General features: G+C 72.2%; 15 protein-coding genes. 12 read left to right on the top strand and 3 right to left on the bottom strand.

What is annotated here, in order from left to right; genetic code table 11:
* The first annotated feature begins 126 nt into the window (after nt 1-126).
* The 5 genes from F9C41_RS37090 to F9C41_RS37070 all read left to right on the top strand — a co-directional run bounded on the left by F9C41_RS37090 (nt 127) and on the right by F9C41_RS37070 (nt 5768).
* Nucleotides 127-1377, top strand: coding sequence for a M20 metallopeptidase family protein (locus tag F9C41_RS37090; RefSeq protein WP_155391523.1), 1251 nt, complete (start codon nt 127-129; stop codon nt 1375-1377).
* Between the two features lie 174 nt (nt 1378-1551).
* The gene (locus F9C41_RS37085) at nt 1552-4392 is read left to right on the top strand and encodes a sensor histidine kinase (protein WP_155391522.1); all 2841 of its coding nucleotides are present in this window, start codon (nt 1552-1554) and stop codon (nt 4390-4392) included.
* Between the two features lie 2 nt (nt 4393-4394).
* Nucleotides 4395-4802 (top strand): roadblock/LC7 domain-containing protein, encoded by a 408-nt coding sequence (locus tag F9C41_RS37080; protein ID WP_120321913.1) that lies wholly within the window; start codon nt 4395-4397, stop codon nt 4800-4802.
* Nucleotides 4799-5203: a DUF742 domain-containing protein gene (locus F9C41_RS37075; protein ID WP_230690295.1), complete on the top strand. Its 405-nt coding sequence runs from the start codon at nt 4799-4801 to the stop codon at nt 5201-5203. Before F9C41_RS37080 ends, F9C41_RS37075 begins: the two co-directional genes overlap by 4 nt.
* Nucleotides 5184-5768, top strand: coding sequence for a GTP-binding protein (locus tag F9C41_RS37070; protein ID WP_120319894.1), 585 nt, complete (start codon nt 5184-5186; stop codon nt 5766-5768). Before F9C41_RS37075 ends, F9C41_RS37070 begins: the two co-directional genes overlap by 20 nt.
* Before the next feature lie 175 nt (nt 5769-5943).
* Here the strand turns inward: F9C41_RS37070 and F9C41_RS37065 are convergent, their stop codons facing one another.
* Nucleotides 5944-7860: a proprotein convertase P-domain-containing protein gene (locus F9C41_RS37065; RefSeq protein WP_155391657.1), complete on the bottom strand. Its 1917-nt coding sequence runs from the start codon at nt 7858-7860 to the stop codon at nt 5944-5946.
* Between the two features lie 175 nt (nt 7861-8035).
* Here F9C41_RS37065 and F9C41_RS37060 point away from each other — a divergent pair, with 175 nt between their 5' ends.
* From F9C41_RS37060 to F9C41_RS37045, 4 genes are all read left to right on the top strand, one after another.
* Nucleotides 8036-8620 (top strand): cadmium resistance transporter, encoded by a 585-nt coding sequence (locus F9C41_RS37060; RefSeq protein WP_230690294.1) that lies wholly within the window; start codon nt 8036-8038, stop codon nt 8618-8620.
* A gap of 162 nt (nt 8621-8782) precedes the next feature.
* Nucleotides 8783-10489, top strand: a complete 1707-nt coding sequence (locus F9C41_RS37055) for a BTAD domain-containing putative transcriptional regulator (RefSeq protein WP_155391521.1) — start codon at nt 8783-8785, stop codon at nt 10487-10489.
* 126 nt (nt 10490-10615) lie between these two features.
* A complete protein-coding gene (locus F9C41_RS37050) occupies nt 10616-11050 on the top strand; it encodes an SRPBCC family protein (protein ID WP_155391520.1) in 435 nt (144 codons plus the stop codon).
* Between the two features lie 49 nt (nt 11051-11099).
* The gene (locus F9C41_RS37045) at nt 11100-11636 is read left to right on the top strand and encodes a pyridoxamine 5'-phosphate oxidase family protein (RefSeq protein ID WP_155391519.1); all 537 of its coding nucleotides are present in this window, start codon (nt 11100-11102) and stop codon (nt 11634-11636) included.
* Here F9C41_RS37045 and F9C41_RS37040 read toward each other — a convergent pair.
* Nucleotides 11621-12184, bottom strand: a complete 564-nt coding sequence (locus F9C41_RS37040) for a DUF4352 domain-containing protein (protein ID WP_155391518.1) — start codon at nt 12182-12184, stop codon at nt 11621-11623. The two genes, F9C41_RS37045 and F9C41_RS37040, sit on opposite strands and share 16 nt — an antisense overlap.
* A 175-nt stretch (nt 12185-12359) precedes the next feature.
* Between F9C41_RS37040 and F9C41_RS37035 the strand changes: the two genes are divergently transcribed.
* Together F9C41_RS37035 and F9C41_RS37030 are read left to right on the top strand one after the other, a co-directional pair.
* Nucleotides 12360-13625: an MFS transporter gene (locus tag F9C41_RS37035; RefSeq protein WP_196280109.1), complete on the top strand. Its 1266-nt coding sequence runs from the start codon at nt 12360-12362 to the stop codon at nt 13623-13625.
* Between the two features lie 67 nt (nt 13626-13692).
* Complete coding sequence (locus F9C41_RS37030) at nt 13693-14286, top strand: pentapeptide repeat-containing protein (RefSeq protein ID WP_155391517.1); 594 nt, start codon at nt 13693-13695, stop codon at nt 14284-14286.
* Between the two features lie 18 nt (nt 14287-14304).
* Here F9C41_RS37030 and F9C41_RS37025 read toward each other — a convergent pair whose 3' ends face one another.
* Nucleotides 14305-15996, bottom strand: coding sequence for a glycoside hydrolase family 43 protein (locus tag F9C41_RS37025; RefSeq protein ID WP_155391516.1), 1692 nt, complete (start codon nt 15994-15996; stop codon nt 14305-14307).
* A 281-nt stretch (nt 15997-16277) separates the two neighbouring features.
* On the opposite strand from F9C41_RS37025, the gene F9C41_RS37020 reads away from it, so the two are divergent.
* A partial coding sequence (locus F9C41_RS37020; RefSeq protein WP_155391515.1) for an extracellular solute-binding protein occupies nt 16278-17010 on the top strand: 733 nt, incomplete at its 3' end.

The following is a 17010-nucleotide window of genomic DNA, read 5'->3' as shown; positions in this document are numbered from 1 at the left end:
GAGGTAACCCTACCCAACCGGTAGGTAACTGGTCTACGGCCATGCGGCCCGTTACCTAGCCTCGGGTCGGCAGAGGCCGGTGCGGGAGATCTGTCGCGCACGGCCGGGGTCCGATAGCGTGCGGCCATGTCGACCCTAGCCTCGCCCGCCACCACCACGGGCGCCGCCGACTCCACGCCCGCCGACTCCGGCTTCCGCGCCGCCGTGCGCGATCATGCCGACGACCTCATCGCGCTGCGCCGAGCCGTGCACCGCCGGCCGGAGATCGGGCTGCACCTGCCGCAGACCCAGGCCACCGTGCTGGCGGCGCTCGACGGCCTGCCGCTGGAGGTCACCACCGGACGCTCGCTCAGCTCGGTGGTCGCGGTGCTGCGCGGCGGACTGCCCGGGCCGGTGGTGCTGCTGCGCGGCGACATGGACGCGCTGCCGGTGACCGAGCTCACCGGGCTGGAGTACGCCTCAGAGGTGGCCGGAGTCATGCACGCCTGCGGGCACGACCTGCACGTGGCGATGCTGGTGGGCGCGGCCCGGCTGCTGAGCGGGGTGTGCGACCGGCTGCCCGGGAGCGTGATCTTCATGTTCCAGCCGGGCGAGGAGGGCCCCGGCGGGGCCGAGCCGATGATCGCCGAGGGCCTGCTGGCGGCCGCGGGCGAGCACCCGGTCGCGGCTTACTGCATCCACGTGCTGTCGGCGATCGAGCCTTTCGGGCGCTTCTCCACCCGGCGCGGGCCGATGCTGGCGGCCGCGGACACGCTGAAGGTGACCGTGCGCGGCGCGGGCGGCCACGGCAGCGCGCCGCAGTTCGCCAAGGACCCGATCCCGGCCGCGTGCGAGATGGTGACCGCCCTGCAGACGTTCGTCACCCGCAGCATCGACATCTTCGACCCTGCCGTCATCACGGTGGGCAGCTTCCACGCCGGCACGGCCGAGAACGTCATCCCGGCGCAGGCCGAGTTCGCCGCGACGCTGCGCTCCTTCTCGCCGGCCACCCGGGAACGGGTGCGCCAGGGCGTGCTGGACGTGGTGCACGGCATCGCCGCCGCGCACGGGCTCACCGCCGACGCCGACTACATGCCCGGCTACCCGGTGACGGTGAACGACGGCGGTGAGGCCGAGTTCGCCGCGAGCACCGCGACGGAGTTGTTCGGCGAGGACCGCTTCGCCTGGATGGCCAACCCGGAGGCGGGCGCCGAGGACATGTCGTATGTGCTGGAGCGGGTGCCGGGGGCGTTCGTCAACCTGGGCGCCTGCCCGCCGGGCCTGGACCCGATGACCGCGCCGCTCAACCACGCGGCGCAGGCGCACTACGACGACGCGGTGGTGCCCGACGGCGCGGTGCTGCTGGCCGAGCTGGCCTGGCGGCGTCTGTCGCGTTAGGACGTCTGTTTAGGAGGGTTCACCGCCGCTGATCTGACGAGTCGCACACGGGGTGCGACGACGTGGCGGCCGCGTCGTGTTGAGTGCTGGGTGTCAGTCACCTTGCGTGGCGGTCATAGCACCGACAGGCGCGGACCGTCGCGGTCGGCACCCTCTAGCGTCGGTGGGAAAGTGATGAGCTCCCGGACCTCGAACCTGCGGGCGAAGATCGCCTTCCTGCTCGCCTCGCTCGCCGCACTGTGGGCCTTCGCCGCTTTCGTGACCATGCGCGAAGGCCTCAACCTGTTCTGGATCAGCACCCTCGACCAGGAGGTCGGCCGGCCCACCGACTCGCTCGTCGCCGCGCTGCAGGCCGAGCGCCGCATCTCCGCCGTGGTGCTGGCCGCGGGCGACAGCGCCCACCGCGACGAACTCGCCACCGCCCGGGCCACCACCGACGCCGCCGCCGCCCGCTTCCGCGAGTCGGTCCGCGGCACCACCGCGGGCTGGGCCGCCACCCCGATCGCCGAGACCAACATCGCCGAGCTGGGCCGGATGCTCGACGGACTCGGTCCGGTGCGCGCCGACGTCGACCAGCGCACCGGCGAGCGGGCGGCTGCGGTCGCCTACTACACGCAGACCATCGGCGTCGGATACCGCATCTTCGCGACCATCGCCAGCTTCGATGATCAGGCCATCAACGACCAGCTCAGCCATCTGCTGATCATGTCCCGGGGGCGGGAGCTGCTGTCGCAGGAGGACGCGCTGATGTCGGGCGTGCTCGCCGCGGGCCGCTTCTCCGCGACCGACGCCGCCGAGTTCGCCCAGCTGGTCGGCGCGCAGCGCAACATCCGCGCCACCGGCCTGGAAGGGCTGCCCGACGACAAGGCCGTCTACCAGCCGGTCCTGGAGGGCCCCGCGCTGACCCGGCTGACGCAGACCGAGGACCTGGTCGTCGCCCGGGCGAGGCCCAACGAGGCGCCGCCGGTCAGCGCCGCCGACTGGCGGGCCGCGTTCGACCCCGCCCTGGCCGCGCTGGCGCAGCTCGACATCGACCTCGCCGAGGCGACCATCGCCCGCGCGAAGGGCCCGACCATCCTGGTCATCGTCCGGCTGATCCTGGCCGCCGGCCTGGGCCTCATCGCGGTCATCGCCTCGATCGTGCTGTCCATCACCACGGCCAGGGCCATCGTGACCCAGTTGCGGCTGTTGCGTGACGCCGCCGACGACCTGGCCACGGCGCGATTGCCCGGCGTCGTACGGCGGCTGCGGGCCGGGGAGGAGGTCGACGTCGTCGCCGAGGCGCCGCCGCTGGCGTTCGGCAACGACGAGATCGGCCAGGTCGGCCAGGCGTTCAACGCCGTACAGGAGACCGCGATCCGGGCCACCGTCGAGCAGGCCGAGCTGCGCCGCAGCGTGCGCGACCTGTTCCTGAGCCTGGCCCGGCGCAGCCAGACCCTGGTGCACCGCCAGCTCACCATGCTCGACGCCATGGAACGCCGGGCCACCGACGCCGCCGAGCTCGACGAGCTGTTCCGGGTCGACCACCTGGCCACCCGCATGCGCCGCAACGCCGAGAACCTGATCGTGCTGGCCGGCGCCGTGCCCGGCCGCGGCTGGCGGCGCACCATCCCGGTCGTCGACGTGATCCGCGCCGCGGTCGCCGAGGTGGAGGAGTACCCCCGGGTCAACGTGCTGCCCAGCGAGGCCGCCGGGCTGGCCGGGCACGCCGTCGGCGACGTGGTGCACCTGCTCGCCGAGCTGATGGAGAACGCGCTGGCCTTCTCGCCCCGGCACACCCTGGTCAACGTCGGGGGCTCCGCGGTCGGCGCCGGGTACGTGATCGAGGTCGAGGACCACGGCCTGGGGATGACCGCCGCCGACCTGGAACAGGCCAATGCCCAGCTGCACGAACCCGCCGAGTTCCTGCTCACCGGCACCCCGCGGCTCGGCCTGTACGTCGTCGGCCGGCTCGCCGAGCGCCACCACATCAAGGTGCGGCTGCAACCCTCCGCGGGCGGCGGCACCACCGCGATCGTGCTGCTCCCGTCGAGCCTGGTCTCCGACGCCTGGACGCCGGTGTCCGGCAGCGACAGCGGCGAGCACCGCGTCGTCGCCACGACCACGTCGCCGCAGCCGGCCGCGGCCCTGCCCGTTCGCGCCATCGACGACGAGCCCCGGGTCGGCACCGCGGCATCGCCCCGGCCGACATCGGACCTGCCCGTCCGGGTGCCCCGCCGGGTGCCCGCCGCCACCGCGGTGTCCCACGGCGAAGCGGCCGCCACCGAGCCGCCGCACCCCGAACTCGAGGCGGCCCGGACGCCGCAGCGCGAGATCCCGGCGGCAGAACTGCCTGACCGTGAGCCCCCGGTGGGCGAGGGGGCCGAACCCGAGCATCCGTCAGCCACCTCGCCTGGGGACGAACCAGCAGCCGAGACCGCGCCGTCCCCGGCCGGCCCGGCCGCCGTACCCGCGCCCGCCGTCGCCGCGACCCCAGCCGCCGCCGTCCCCGCCGCCACCGCGGCCCCCGCCAGGGTCAACGGCTCGACCTCGGACGCCGGTCTGACCGGAGGCTCCGTGGTGCCCGCACCGCGCGGGCCGGTCGAGGGCACCGTCTACACCCCGTCGGGCCTGCCGGTGCGGGCCCGACCGGCGGTGCCCGCGGTGCCCCTGGCGGACCATCGCGCCGAGGCGGTGCACGTCGAGGAGGAACCCCCGGATGTGGCGCCGGGCGTGGAGCTCCGGCTGACCACCGGCGCGGCGCACCAGCCCGCGCCCGTGATCGCGGAGCCCGGGGGCGTGCCCGGCGACGTCGCACCCGGACCCGCCGAGCGCCCTGCGTCGCAGGTGTACAGCCTGATCGCGGCATACCAGCAGGGGAGCCGGCGGGGCCGGATCGCCGCCGAACAGCTCGCCACCGAACCCCGCGGCCCGGGCGAGCCCGAGCCGGAGCCCGAGGACCGGCCAGCACTGCCGCGACGGCCGAGCCCGCGCACAGCGCCGCGGCACGAGGAAGGGCAAGGCGAAGGGGAATGACCGTGGAGCAGAAGACGAGAGCAGCCGCTGACCTGGCCTGGCTCGCCGACGATTTCGTCGAAAGGGTGGCGCAGGCTCAGAAGGCCATCGTGCTGTCCGCCGACGGCCTGCTCATGGCCGCGTCCGCGGAGCTCAGCCGGGAGGACGCCGAGCACCTCGCCGCCGTCGCCGCCAGCCTGTTCGGCCTGGCCCGCGGGGCGGGGCGGCGCTTCGGCAAGGGCAAGGCCCGGCAGGCGATCATCGAGATGGACGGCGGCTTCCTGTTCGTCACGGCCGCGGGCAACGGTGCCTGCCTGGCCGTGGTGGCGGGCAAGGACGCCGACGCGGGCCTGGTGGCATACGAGATGGCGATGCTCGTGGTGCGGGTGGGCCAGTATCTGACCGCACCGGCCCGCGGCAGCCACCCGTGAGCGTGGCACGACCGGCGCCGGACGACCCGCATGACGGGCTGCTGTGGGTCGACGACGAGGCCGGGCCGCTGATCCGCCCGTACGCGATGACCTCCGGCCGCACCAGGCCGCGCCACGGCGGCGACCTCGACCTGATCGCGGTCGTCATGGCCACCCGGCCCACGCTGCCCTCCGACGGCGGCCTGGGCTCGGTGTACGCCGAGATCATGGCGGTGTGCCAGCGGCCCGTGTCGGTGGCCGAGATCGCCTCCTACCTCCGGCTGCCCGCCGGCACGGTCCGGGTGCTGCTCAGCGACCTGCTCGAACGCCGGCTGCTCCGGCGGCGCGCCCCCGTCAACGTCAACCAGCTACCCAGCCCGGACATTCTCAAGGCGGTCATCGATGGCATCCGAGCCCTATGACGACGAAGGCGGCATCCCCTCCGCCTTCAAGATCCTGGTCGCGGGCGGGTTCGGCGTCGGCAAGACCACGCTCGTCGGCGCGGTCAGCGAGATCTCGCCGCTGCTGACCGAGGAGCTGCTCACCGACGAGAGCATCGGCGTCGACGACACCGTCGGGGTGGAGACCAAGTCGACGACCACGGTCGCGCTCGACTTCGGCCGCATCACCATCAACGACGACCTGGTGCTCTACCTGTTCGGCACGCCCGGGCAGGAGCGCTTCATGTTCGTCTGGGACGAGCTGGCTTACGGGGCCATCGGCGCGGTGGTGCTGGCCGACACCCGGCGGCTGGAGGACGCGTTCGGCTCCATCGACTACTTCGAGCAGCGCGGCACCCCGTTCGTGGTGGCGGTGAACTGCTTCGACGGCGCGCGGGTGTACCAGGCGCAGGAGGTCGAGCAGGCGCTCAACCTGGATCCGCACGTGCCGGTGCGGCTGTGCGACGCGCGCCGCCGCGAGTCGGTCAAGGACGTCCTGGTCACCCTGCTGGAGCAGGTGATGGCACAGGGGGTGCACGCGGGCTAGGCGGCGGTCGGCCGCCCGACGCGCCGCAGGAGGGGCGGCGCGCCGGGTCGGTCGTCTGCCGCGCCCGTGGTGACGGGACACGGCGGCGCCTGGGGGTGGCGCCGTGTCCTGTCGGGGGCGCCGCTGCCCCGGGCGGTGCGGGCCCGGGGCAGCGGAGTTCCTCAGCCGGCCGCGGTCACAGGGTCAGCGTCCAGCTGTTGACGTAGCCGACGTCGTTGGACGCGGCGTCCTGGACCCGCAGGTTCCAGGTGCCGTTGCGCACCTCGGTCGACAGGTTGACGGTGTACGTCTGGTCGATGTTGTCGGCACTGCCGCCGGCCCGGTTGTGCAGCACGTAGGTGCTGCCGTCCGGGGCGACGAGGGTGACCACGAGGTCGCCCTTGTACGTGTGCACGATGTGCACCTCGGCGGTGGACGTCGCCGACGCGTTGCCGGTGCAGCCGGACACGGTGATCGGGCTGTTGACGGTGCCCAGGTCCACGATGGTCACGTCGGTGGCGTTGGTGCCGCCGCAGCCCGGCGGGAGCGCCCCGCCCAGGTTCAGCGTCCAGCTGTTGATGTAGCCGACGTCCGACGGTCCGGCGTCCTGCACCCGCAGCTTCCAGGTGCCGTTGGCGACCTCGCTCGACAGGTTCACGGTGAACGTCTGGTCGATGTTGTCGGCGCTGCCGCCGGTCTTGTTGCGCAGTGTGTAGAGGGTGCCGTCGGGCGCGACGAGGCTGACGATCAGGTCACCGACGTACGTGTGCACGATGTGCACCTCGACCGTGCTGGCCGAGCCGGCGTTGCCGGTGCAGCCGGTGATCGCGATCGACGACTCGACGGTGCCCTGGTCGATGATGGTGACGTCGGTCGGGTTGGTCGCCGAGCAGCCGGGCGGCCCGGCGATGGTCAGCGCGAACGTGGTGGTCCGGGTCGCTGCGCTGCCGGTGCCGGTGACGGTCACCGTGTACGTGCCGACCGGCGTGCTCGCGCTGGTCGCGATGGTCAGCGTCGACGAGCCGCCCGAGGTGATCGTGGACGGGCTGAACGACGCGGTCGCCCCGCTGGGCAGGCCGGACGCGGACAGCGCGACCGACTGGGCGCTTCCGTTGGTGACGGTGGTGCCGATGGTGGAGGTCACCGAGCCGCCGGCCGTGGTGCTGCCGGAGGCGGGGCTGGCGGCCATCGAGAAGTCGTTGCCCGCGGGCGTGCCCACGGCCAGCGTCCACACCGCGTACGCGGCCGCATCGGCCGCCCGGTTCAGCACCGTGTCGCTGATGTTGCTCGGGAACGTGTCGCAGGAGGCGTGGTAGCAGGGGTCGTAGTCGCCGGTCGTGCCGCCCCACTTGGTCACCTGGGCCGAGGTCTTGTTGGCGCTCGCGCCGGCCGCGATGCCGCTGGTCTGGATGCCGGCGGCGTTGAACGAGGCGTCGTCGGAGCGCCCGGCACCCTCGACGTTCTCCTCCGGGTTCAGGCCGGGGAAGTTCGCGTCGTAGTAAGCCTTGATGGTCTGGCCGAGGCTGGAGGTGATCCGGTTGATGAAGTAGCCGCCGTTGGTGGAGGCGACCATGTCGAAGTTCAGATACCCGGTGATCTTCGCGCGGTCGGCCGACGACAGCGAGTTGACGTAGAACTCGGACCCGTTGAGGCCCTGCTCCTCGTCGGTCCACCAGCCGAAGCGCACGTGCTTGACCATCGTCGGGTTCTGCTCGGCCAGCGTCAGCGCCAGCTCCAGCAGCATCGAGGAGCCCGAGGCGTTGTCGTTGATGCCCGGTCCCGCGGCCACGCCGTCGAGGTGCGCGCCCAGCATGAGCACCTGGTTGGCGTCCCCGCCCGGCCAGTCCGCGATCACGTTCGGCCCCGCGCCGCTGGTGCAGCCGGAGGTGCAGTTCTGCTTGACGACGTTGTAACCGGCCGCGGTCAGCGCGTTGAAGACGTAGTTCACCGACGCGGTGTACCCGGCGGTGTTGGAGCGGCGGTTGCCGCCGTTGCTGCTCGCGATCGTCTGGAACTGCTGCAGGTGCGTGCGGATGTCGGTCAGCGAGATGTCGGGCGGGGCCAGGGCCACGGCCGGGGCGGCCGGGATGGCCACGGCTCCGACGAGCGCCATGGACAGGACGAGAATGCCGCGGATGATGGGGTTGCTTCTCACGCCGTACTCCTCGGGATCGAGTGCGCCGGGGTTGCCGGTCCTGAGGAGGATAGAACGTGAAGTAGATAGATTTGAATAGGTGGAACTCGACACGCTGGGTGCCGGGTCGACCGATGGCCGTAGGCTTCCGGGCGTGGATCACCTGGCAGCGACGCTCGGCGCCGCGGTGGCGCTGTTCGCGGGCACCAACGTCGACGACCTGATAGTGCTCACCGTGCTGTTCCTGAGCAGCCGCACCGCCGGCCGCCCGCGCCGGTGGGAGATCTGGGCCGGCCAGTACGCCGGCATCGCCGCCCTGGTCGCCGCGTCGGCGCTGGTCGCCGCAGGTCTGGCGGTGGTGCCCGAGCGGTGGGTCGGCCTGCTCGGCCTGGTCCCCCTCCTGCTGGGCGTACGCGCCCTGATCCAGACGCTGCGGTCCCGGGGCGACGGCGGCCCCCCGCCTGCCGTGGCGACCACGGCGCTGGCCGTGGCCGGGGTGACCGTCGCCAACGGCGCGGACAACATCGCCGTCTACACGCCCGTGTTCCGCACCATCGGCCTGACCGACAGCCTGCTCACCATCGCGGTCTTCGCCGTGCTCGTGGCCGTCTGGTGCGCCGCCGCCTCATGGCTGGGCTCCCACCCCAGGGTCGTCACCGCCATCGAGCGTTACGGCCACTGGCTGGTCCCCGCCGTCTTCATCCTCATCGGCCTGGCCATCCTCACCGGCCTCGCCTGACGAACGGCGCAGATCGCCATGCCAGGTTGCTGGTGAGGACATGCCGGTGCGGGCGTGCATCGGCCGCCGCGTTCATGGTCACGACGTCGGCTGACCGATCGTGCGGCGGTTGCCGTCTCGGCGGAAACGGCACGCAACTGTCGCCCACGGTAAGTTCTCGCCATGGTGCGATGCAGGGTCTGGCTCTTTGCCCGGTTCGACGTCGCCGTCGACGGGCAGGCCGTGCCGGCCGAGGCGTGGCGCGGCCGCCGCGCCGCGGACCTGGTGAAGATCCTCGCGCTGGAGCCGTCGCACGCTCTGCACCGTGAACAGGTGATGGAGCTGCTCTGGCCGGAGCTGGGCCCGGACGCCGCGGGCGCGAACCTGCGCAAGGCCATTCACCACGCGCGCCGGGCGATGGGCTCGGACGATGCGGTGCAGGGCAGGGCCGGAATGCTGTCGCTGTGGGGCGGTGAGGTCACGGTGGACGCCGCCCGCTTCACCGCGGCCGCGGCCGCCGCGGTGGCCGCCGGGGACGCGCAGCAGTGCAAACTCGCCGCGGACCTCTACGACGGGGACGCCCTGCCGGCCGACCGGTACGAGCCATGGGCGGCACAGCCGCGAGCCCGGCTGCGCGCGCAGCACCTTGCGGTGCTCAAGGGCGCGCGCCAGTTCGAGCGGGTCCTCGAACTCGATCCCACCGACGAGGAGTCCCATCGCGAGCTGCTGCGCGGGCACTTCGAGTCGGGCCGGCGGCGCGAGGCGATCCGCCAGTTCGAGCGCCTGCGCGACGCGCTGCGGGAGTTCGTCGGCGTGGGACCGGACCGGGAGACGATCGCGCTCTACGAGCAGGTCCTCGCCGCCGACGGTGCCCCGGTCGTCGGATCGGCGCACCGTGCCGCGGCGCTGATCGCCACCGGACTGGTGCACCTCAACCGCAACGAGCTCGCCGAGGCGGAGCAGCTCGCCCGGCAGGCCCGCGACCTGGCGATCGGTGCCGAACTCGCGCACGAACTAGGCGACGCGAGCACCTTGCTGGCGCTTGTCGCCTCGTTCACCGGCCGCTGGCATGAGGTCTTCCGACAGGAGTTCACCGAGTCGCTCCGGCTCAGCCCGGACAGCAGCGCCGCCACCATCGACGCGAATCTGTGCTTCGCCGAATACCACCTCGCCGGGGCTGCCCCGGCACCCGAGGCCCACGCATTCGCCGGCGAGCTCCTTGAGCTGGCTACCTCTGCGGGCTCGGTGCCGGGACGAGGTATGGCCGAGCTGATGGTCGGTGAGGCGCTCATGTCGTCGGGACAGTTCACCCTTGCCCGGGACCAGCTGCGCCGCGCCGTCGACACCAACACTGCCGCGCGGGCCACCTCGAGCAGGTGCGTGTCACTGGAACGGCTCGCGCAGACCGAATTGGCACTCGCCGACAACGACCGCGCAGACAGGCTGCTGGCCAGTGCGTTCCCGCTGGCCCGCGACGCACCGCTGCGGTCGCATCTGGTCGTGCGGCTGCTCGGGGTCGACGTCCAGGCAGCCCGTCATACGCCTCACGCGCTGGCCGCCGTGGGCAGGGCCGAACGGGAGCTGGCCGACGCCACGCGGGTCTGCGAGCCCTGCTCGCTGAACTTCCGAGTGCAGGCGAGCATCACCTGCGCGGGCGCTGGTGAGCTGGTCCGGGCGCGGCGGCACCTCGTCGACGCGGAACGGATCTCCGGCCTGTGGCAGGGCGGCCCGTCGGCGGCCGCGGTGTGGGAGGCGCGTGCCGCCCTGCGCCAAGCCGAGGGGCGGCCGGCCCAGGCCGCCGCCCTGCTGCGCGAGGCCGCCGATGAATACGCCAGGGCCCAGCGCGCGGCCGACGAAGCCCGCTGCCGCAGCGCCGCAGCGCGGGTCTGACTCCTGGCGCCCGGATCCGCCGGGCACGCGTCGCCGGCGCCGGCTGGGAACGGTTTGGGAACGGTGCGCTGCGTAGCGTCCCCCGCATAGCCGTGAGCAGCACGGCGTGGGGAGAGGAGAGCCGCCGTGCACGCCGTTCGGAGCATCCGGATCGACGCGCCCGCCGCCCAGGTGTTCGGCTACCTCACCGAGGTCGGCCGCCATCCGGAGTGGGCGGGCAACCCGCTGACCATTTGCCTCACGTCGAGCGAGCCGCTGCGGGTGGGTTCGACCTGGGAGTCCACGGGCCGCCGGCTCGGCACCCATCTGGATCGCGTCACCGTGGTCGAACTCGACCCGGAGCGCAGGTTCGCCTACGAGGCCGAAGGCGACGCAGGCCATTGGCGGTCGACGTTCACGCTGCGAGCCGACGGCGACGCGACCGTACTGCACCGGGAGATGCGCAGCCTGCGGCTGACCTGGTTCACCCGGGCGCTGGCCCCGATGATCCTGCTCACCAACGGTTTCGAGCTCGCCGGGAACCTCCGAAAGATCAAGTCGTGTGTCGAGAAGCGACCATGAGCGGTGAGACCGCCCGCCGGCGGGATCGGTGACCGTGCGAGACTCGATCATGGCTGTGACGAATCCCTGGCTGGCCGGACCCCCTCCCACCAAGCGACTGCCGCGCGAGCGGCTGGCCGAGCGCATCCTCAACCTGCTGTCCTCGCAGAACATGTGCGTGCTGGCGACCACCGGCCCGGACGGCCCGCTGGCCACCCCGGTGCGCTACTTCCACCTGGACTTCGCGCTGATGTTCACGGCCGTGGCGACCTCGCCGAAGATGCGCAACCTCGCCGCCGACCCGCGGGTCTCGGTCGGCGTGTTCGCGCCACTGGTCGGGCAGGCCAGCAGCCGGGGTGCGCAGGTGTTCGGGCAGGCCCGTTCGCTGGAGCGCGGCGATGCGGAGTTCGACCACTACTGGGAGGCTTTCCGCTGGCAGAACGACCACGTCGAGCGGTCCCGCCCGCTCGACGAGCCGCCCGCCGGGCCGCTGGTGGTCGTCGAGGCCGACCGCATCGTGTACACCGAGCACTGGCTGCGCCGTGACGGCTACGCCCCGCGCCAGTTCTGGCGGCGCGATCCCGCCGGCGGTCAGGCGGTCCAGTAGCCGCGCACGTCGTTGGTGATGTCGGGTCGCAGCTGCACGCGTACCCCATCGGCGGCGTCCTTCGGCAGGTCGAACACGACCAACCCGCCCGCCTTCTCACCGGCGTTGAGGGTGACCGACTGCATGCCGGCGTCGAACCCGAACGGCAGCACCGGCTCGAACAGCGTGCCGTCCGTGGCGACCAGCGCGAAGTCGCAGAAGCAGGCGTACGTCTTGCCCGCGGTGACCTTCACCTCGACCGTGATCGCGACGAAGACGCCCTTCTTCGGGCGCACCAGCGCGCTGTCGGGCGCGACGGTGTGCCGGGTCAGCTTGCCGACGGTGTACGCGACACGGTTGTCGCCGAGGCCGCCGCTGGTCTCGATGCTCTGGCCGAGCTTCGCGGTCGGTGCCGACTCGGGCGAGGCGGCCGGCGCGGATGCGGCCGGGGTGCCGCCGGTGACGTTCGACTCCTGCGGCTTGACGCCGCAGGCCAGGCCGACTGCGGCAGCGAGCACCAGGGTGACGGTCAGCACGGGGCGGCGCGGGCCAGGTCGACGGGACGACATCGTCGCATCGTAGACGGCGTGCCCGCCCCGGTCGACGGCCTGCGACCGGTGCAAAGGCCCCCGGCGACCGGTGGAAATACGTTGCCGAGCCGCCCGGCGGGCTCCTAGCCTGGGCTGTCACCAGCAGGAACGCGGCCGTTTCCGCCCGTCCTCGAAAGCTGAGAAGAGGGTTGTCATGGGGTCGCTGATTCCGGCCGTGCTGCGCGAGGAACGCCAGTTCGCCCGCTACTTCTACGGCCAGGCGCTGTCCATGGTCGGCGACCGGATCAGCTTCGTCGTGGTCCCGTTCGCCGTGCTGTCCATCGACGGCGCGGGCCCAGCCGAGGTGGGCCTGGTGAGCGCGGCGACGCTGGTGCCGTTCCTGGTGTTCGCGCTCGCCGGTGGCGTATGGGCCGACCGGCTGCCCCGGCAGCGGGTCATGCTCGCCTCCGACCTGGTCCGGTTCGTGACCCAGGCGCTGGTCGCGGCACTGCTGTTGGGCGGGGTCGCGCAGGTCTGGCACCTGGTCGTGCTGATGGCGGTGTTCGGCACCGCCGACGCGTTCTTCGCGCCCGCGGCCGCCGGGCTGATGCCGCTGATCGTCGGACCCGAGCGGCTGCAGGAGGCCAACGCGCTGCGCGGTCTGGTGATGTCGAGCGGCCTGGTGGCCGGACCGGCCCTGGCCGGCGGCCTGATCTTCCTGGTCGGGCCGGGTGGCGCGATCGCCCTCGACGCGCTGAGCTTCGCGGTCAGCGCGGCCTTCCTGGCCCGGCTCGCACCGCGCGCCGCGGACCCGGCGGACGCGCCTCAGGGCGGCTTCTTCGCACAGCTGCGTGAGGGCTTCGCCGAGGTCGTGTCCCGGACCTGGGTGTGGTCGACGCTCGGCGCGCTGTCGGTCTACCACGTGGTGGTGCTGCCGTCGGTGTTCGTGCTCGGGCCGGTGCTGTCCGCGCAGGAGTTCGGCGGGGCGGCGGCCTGGTCGGTGGTGGTGGCGGCGTTCGGCGTCGGCTCCATCGTCGGTGACGTGGTGGCGCTGCGGGTACGCATCAGCCGACCGCTGGTGATCGCCGCGGCCGCGCTGGCCGTGGCGTCCTGCCAGGCGCTGATCATCGGGGCGGGTCCGACCATCCCGGTGATCGCCGCGCTGGAGGCGGTCACCGGCGTCGCGGTGTCGCTGGCGTTCACGCTGTGGGAGACGTCGCTGCAGGCACACGTGCCGCAGGCCGCGCTGTCGCGGGTCAGCTCCTACGACTACCTGCTGACCGCGGGCCTGATGCCGCTGGGCCTCGCCGTGGCCGGGCCGGTCGCGCAGACGTTCGGCCTGCGCCCGACGCTGTACGCGATGACGCTGCTCGCTGTGCCCGTCGCGCTGGCCCTGCTCGCCGTCCCGTCGATCCGTCACCTGCGCGCGCCCGCCCCGGTCGCGCCGCCCGTCGCGGCAGCCGCTCCCGCCCCGGCGTGACATCCCATGCCGCCGTCGATCTCGGCGGCGGCACGGCCGCCGCAGGGCGGACGGTTAGGGTGACCGGGTGGCTGAGGTGACAGAGGACGCGAGCTTCTCCGGCGAGGACTGGTACGGCGACGAGCTGGAGGATCGGCACTTCCTGCGGTGCACGTTCCGCGACGTCGACATGACCGAGCTGTCCAGCCGGAACGCCGTGTTCGAGGAGTGCGTGTTCGGCAACGTCAAGTTCAACGCCTCCCGGCACGCCGACAGCGCCTTCCTGCGTTGCTCGTTCCTGCGCTGCAACCTGTTCGAGGCCGAGTTCACCGGCTGCAAGCTGACCGGCAGCGTGTTCGAGCAGTGCACACTGCGGCCGCTGCGGGTGATCGGCGGCGACTGGTCGTTCGTCAACCTGTCCGATGCCGACCTGCGCGGCGTCACCTTCTCCGGCGTACGCATGCGCGAGGCCGACCTGACCTCCGCGCTCTGCGACGGCGCGACGATCAGCGCGGTGGACCTGTCCGGCGCGCACCTGACCCGGGCCAAGCTCAATCGCTGCGACCTGCGCGGCAGCGACCTGACCGCGCTGCACCCGAACGAGGTCGAACTCCGCGACGCCGTCATCGACCCCGCGCAGGCCGTCGTCATCGCCCAATCCCTCGGCCTGCGCATCGGCTGACGGAAGACGCGCGAGCGGTCAGTGCTCGCGGTAGGTGGCGTGGTCGAAGTCGGCGTACGCGCCGTCGGCGCCCAGGTCCTGCACCCACAGGCCGAGGAACGCGCCGGTGAAGCCCCAGGCGGCGGGCTCGCCGTCGACCTCCCGGGCGGCGTGCTCGTCGGACAGGATCGTCGCGTCGAACGTCGCCGGCAACTCCTGCCAGCCGACCCCCGTGTGGTACGCGAAACGCAGCGCGGGTCCGTCGAACACCACCCGTAGGCCGACCCGGTCCACCCCGGTCACGTCGACGGCCAGCTCCGGGTGGGCCGTGCGCTTGCCGCTGTTCGAGCTGAGCACTTCCAGCGTGCGCCGGCCGTCGTCGGCGCGGGTGAGGTAGGCGTAGTACCAGTTCTGGGTGTTGTAGTAGCCGGTGATCCCGGCGAGCTGCCGGTGGTCGGCGGGGTCGAACTCGATGACGGTCTCCAGCGAGCAGTGGGTCGCGCCGACGCGGCGGGCGACCAGGCTGGGGGTCTGCTTGCCGACCGGCGACTGCCCGCCGTAGATCCGCAGGTGCGAAGGCCGCGACCGCAGGTCGACCCAGTCCGGCGTCGCGGGGCGGCGCAGCGTCGACCAGGCCGTGCCGAGCTCCGGCGCGTCGAAGTGGTCGGTGGCGGGTTCGGCGGGCCAGGCGTGCACGGGCAGGCCGGGGGCGGCGATCTCGTCGGCGGGGATGCCGCCGGGGATGCTGGGCCAGCCGCCGGGGGTCCAGTCGACTTTCTGGATGGCGGTTTCGCGGCCGAGGACGCAGTTGCCCAGGGGTGTGTAGGGGCGGCCGACGAGGTGGGCGAGGTACCAGTCGCCGTGCTGGGTCTGCACGAGGCTGCCGTGCCCGGCTTTCTGCAGTGTCAGGTCGGGACGCCCGACCGAGGTCAGCAGCGGCCCGGCCGGATCGACCTCATACGGCCCGAACAGGTCCCGGGAGCGCGCCACGGTCACCTGATGGTCCCAGCTCGTCCCGCCCTCGGCGGTGACCAGCCAGTACCAGCCGTCGTGCCGGTACAGGTGCGGGCCCTCGGTCAGGCCCGCGGGCGTGCCGGTGAAGATGATGCGCCGCTCGCCGACCAGGCGGCGCGACGTGCGGTCGTACTGCTGGATCTCGATGCCGCCGAAGCGGTTGCGGCCGGGCCGCCAGTCGGCGCTCATGTTGAGCAGCCAGGTCGTGCCGTCCTCGTCGTGGAACAGCGACGCGTCGAAGCCGTGGGCGTGCAGCCGCACCGGGTCGGACCAGGGGCCGGTGATGTCGAGGGCGGTGATCAGGTAGTTCTGGGGGTCCCAGTAGCCGCTGGCGAAGCTGGCGACGTCGCTGTAGACGAGGTGGAACTGGCCGTCGTGCCAGGTGAGGTCGGGTGCCCAGATGCCGTTGGAGTCGCCGCAGCCGCGTAGGTCGAGCAGGCGGCGTTCGGTGACGATGCCGCCCAGCGGGCGCCAGTGGATCAGGTCGCGGGAGTGGTGCACGCGCACGCCGGGGTACCACTCGAAGGTCGAGGTGGCCAGGTAGTAGTCGTCTTCGACGCGCAGGATCGAGGGGTCCGGGTGGAACCCGGGCAGGACGGGGTTGCGGATCGACCGGGCCGCGGAGTCCGGGGCGGCGTCGCTCGTCCCGTCGAACAGCCGCTGCCGCGGCGCGCCAAGGGATTGCCCACGTTCCGCGTCTGCGGTCTCGGTCGACATGTGTTCTCCTCTGCTGCGCCTGGTCACTCCCGGCAATCCCGCCGACCTTCCGGAAACAGCCCGATATATGAGGTCGACGGGCGGCGAGATTCTCGCTCACGGTATCTGTTCGTGTAGAGATGCGACAGGCCTTGACCTACCGCGTTCACACGTCGTAACGTGCGCGCCATCAAGCGAAAATACCGGCCCCCGGGCAGAAACTTTCGGGCCGGCTCCGGGCACCTCCCGCCGACTCGTTCGGCACACCCGAGCACCTGATTCGTATCGCGAAGGGACGCCTCATGACAGCGCACCTCTCCCGCAGAACGCTGCTGGGCATCGCCGGTGCGGGCGCCGGCGCCTACCTGCTCAGCGCCTGCGGCGGCGACGAGCCCACCAATCCCGACGGTCCGCAGACGATCAACTGGTGGCACATTCAGAACACCGAGCCGATGCTGCCGGTCTGGGCGGCGATCGCCAAGGAGTACGAGACCGCGCACAGCAACGTGAAGGTCGTGATCCAGCCGCTGGAGAACGAGGCGTTCAAGGCCAAGCTGACCACTGCGACCCAGGCCGGCTCCCCACCCGATCTGTTCCAGTCGTGGGGCGGCGGCGTGCTTCAGCAGCAGGTCGACGCGGGCCTGGTCAAGGACATCACCGAGCAGGTGCAGCCGTGGATCGGCACGCTGCTGCCCGCCTCCGTGCAGCCGTTCACGATCGACGGGAAGATCTACGGCATCCCGTTCGACGTGGGCATGGTCGGTTTCTGGTACAACAAGGATCTTTTCGCCAAGGCGGGCATCACGGCGACGCCGACCAGCTGGGCCGAGCTGCTGACCACGGTGTCGACCATCAAGAGCAAGGGCATCGTGCCGATCGCTCTGGCCGGTAAGGAGAAGTGGCCGGGGCACTTCTACTGGGCGTACCTGGCTATGCGCATCGGTGGTCTGGGAGCGCTTCAGCAGGCGGCGAAGGACAACAACTTCGACACCCCGGACTTCATCGCCGCCGGCACGCGGTTGAAGGAGCTGGTGG

The organism is Catellatospora paridis (assembly GCF_009720365.1).
Classification (GTDB): domain Bacteria; phylum Actinomycetota; class Actinomycetes; order Mycobacteriales; family Micromonosporaceae; genus Catellatospora; species Catellatospora paridis.
The sequence above is the reverse complement of the archived record's forward strand: the minus strand, read 5'-3'. Positions and strand labels throughout refer to the sequence as shown.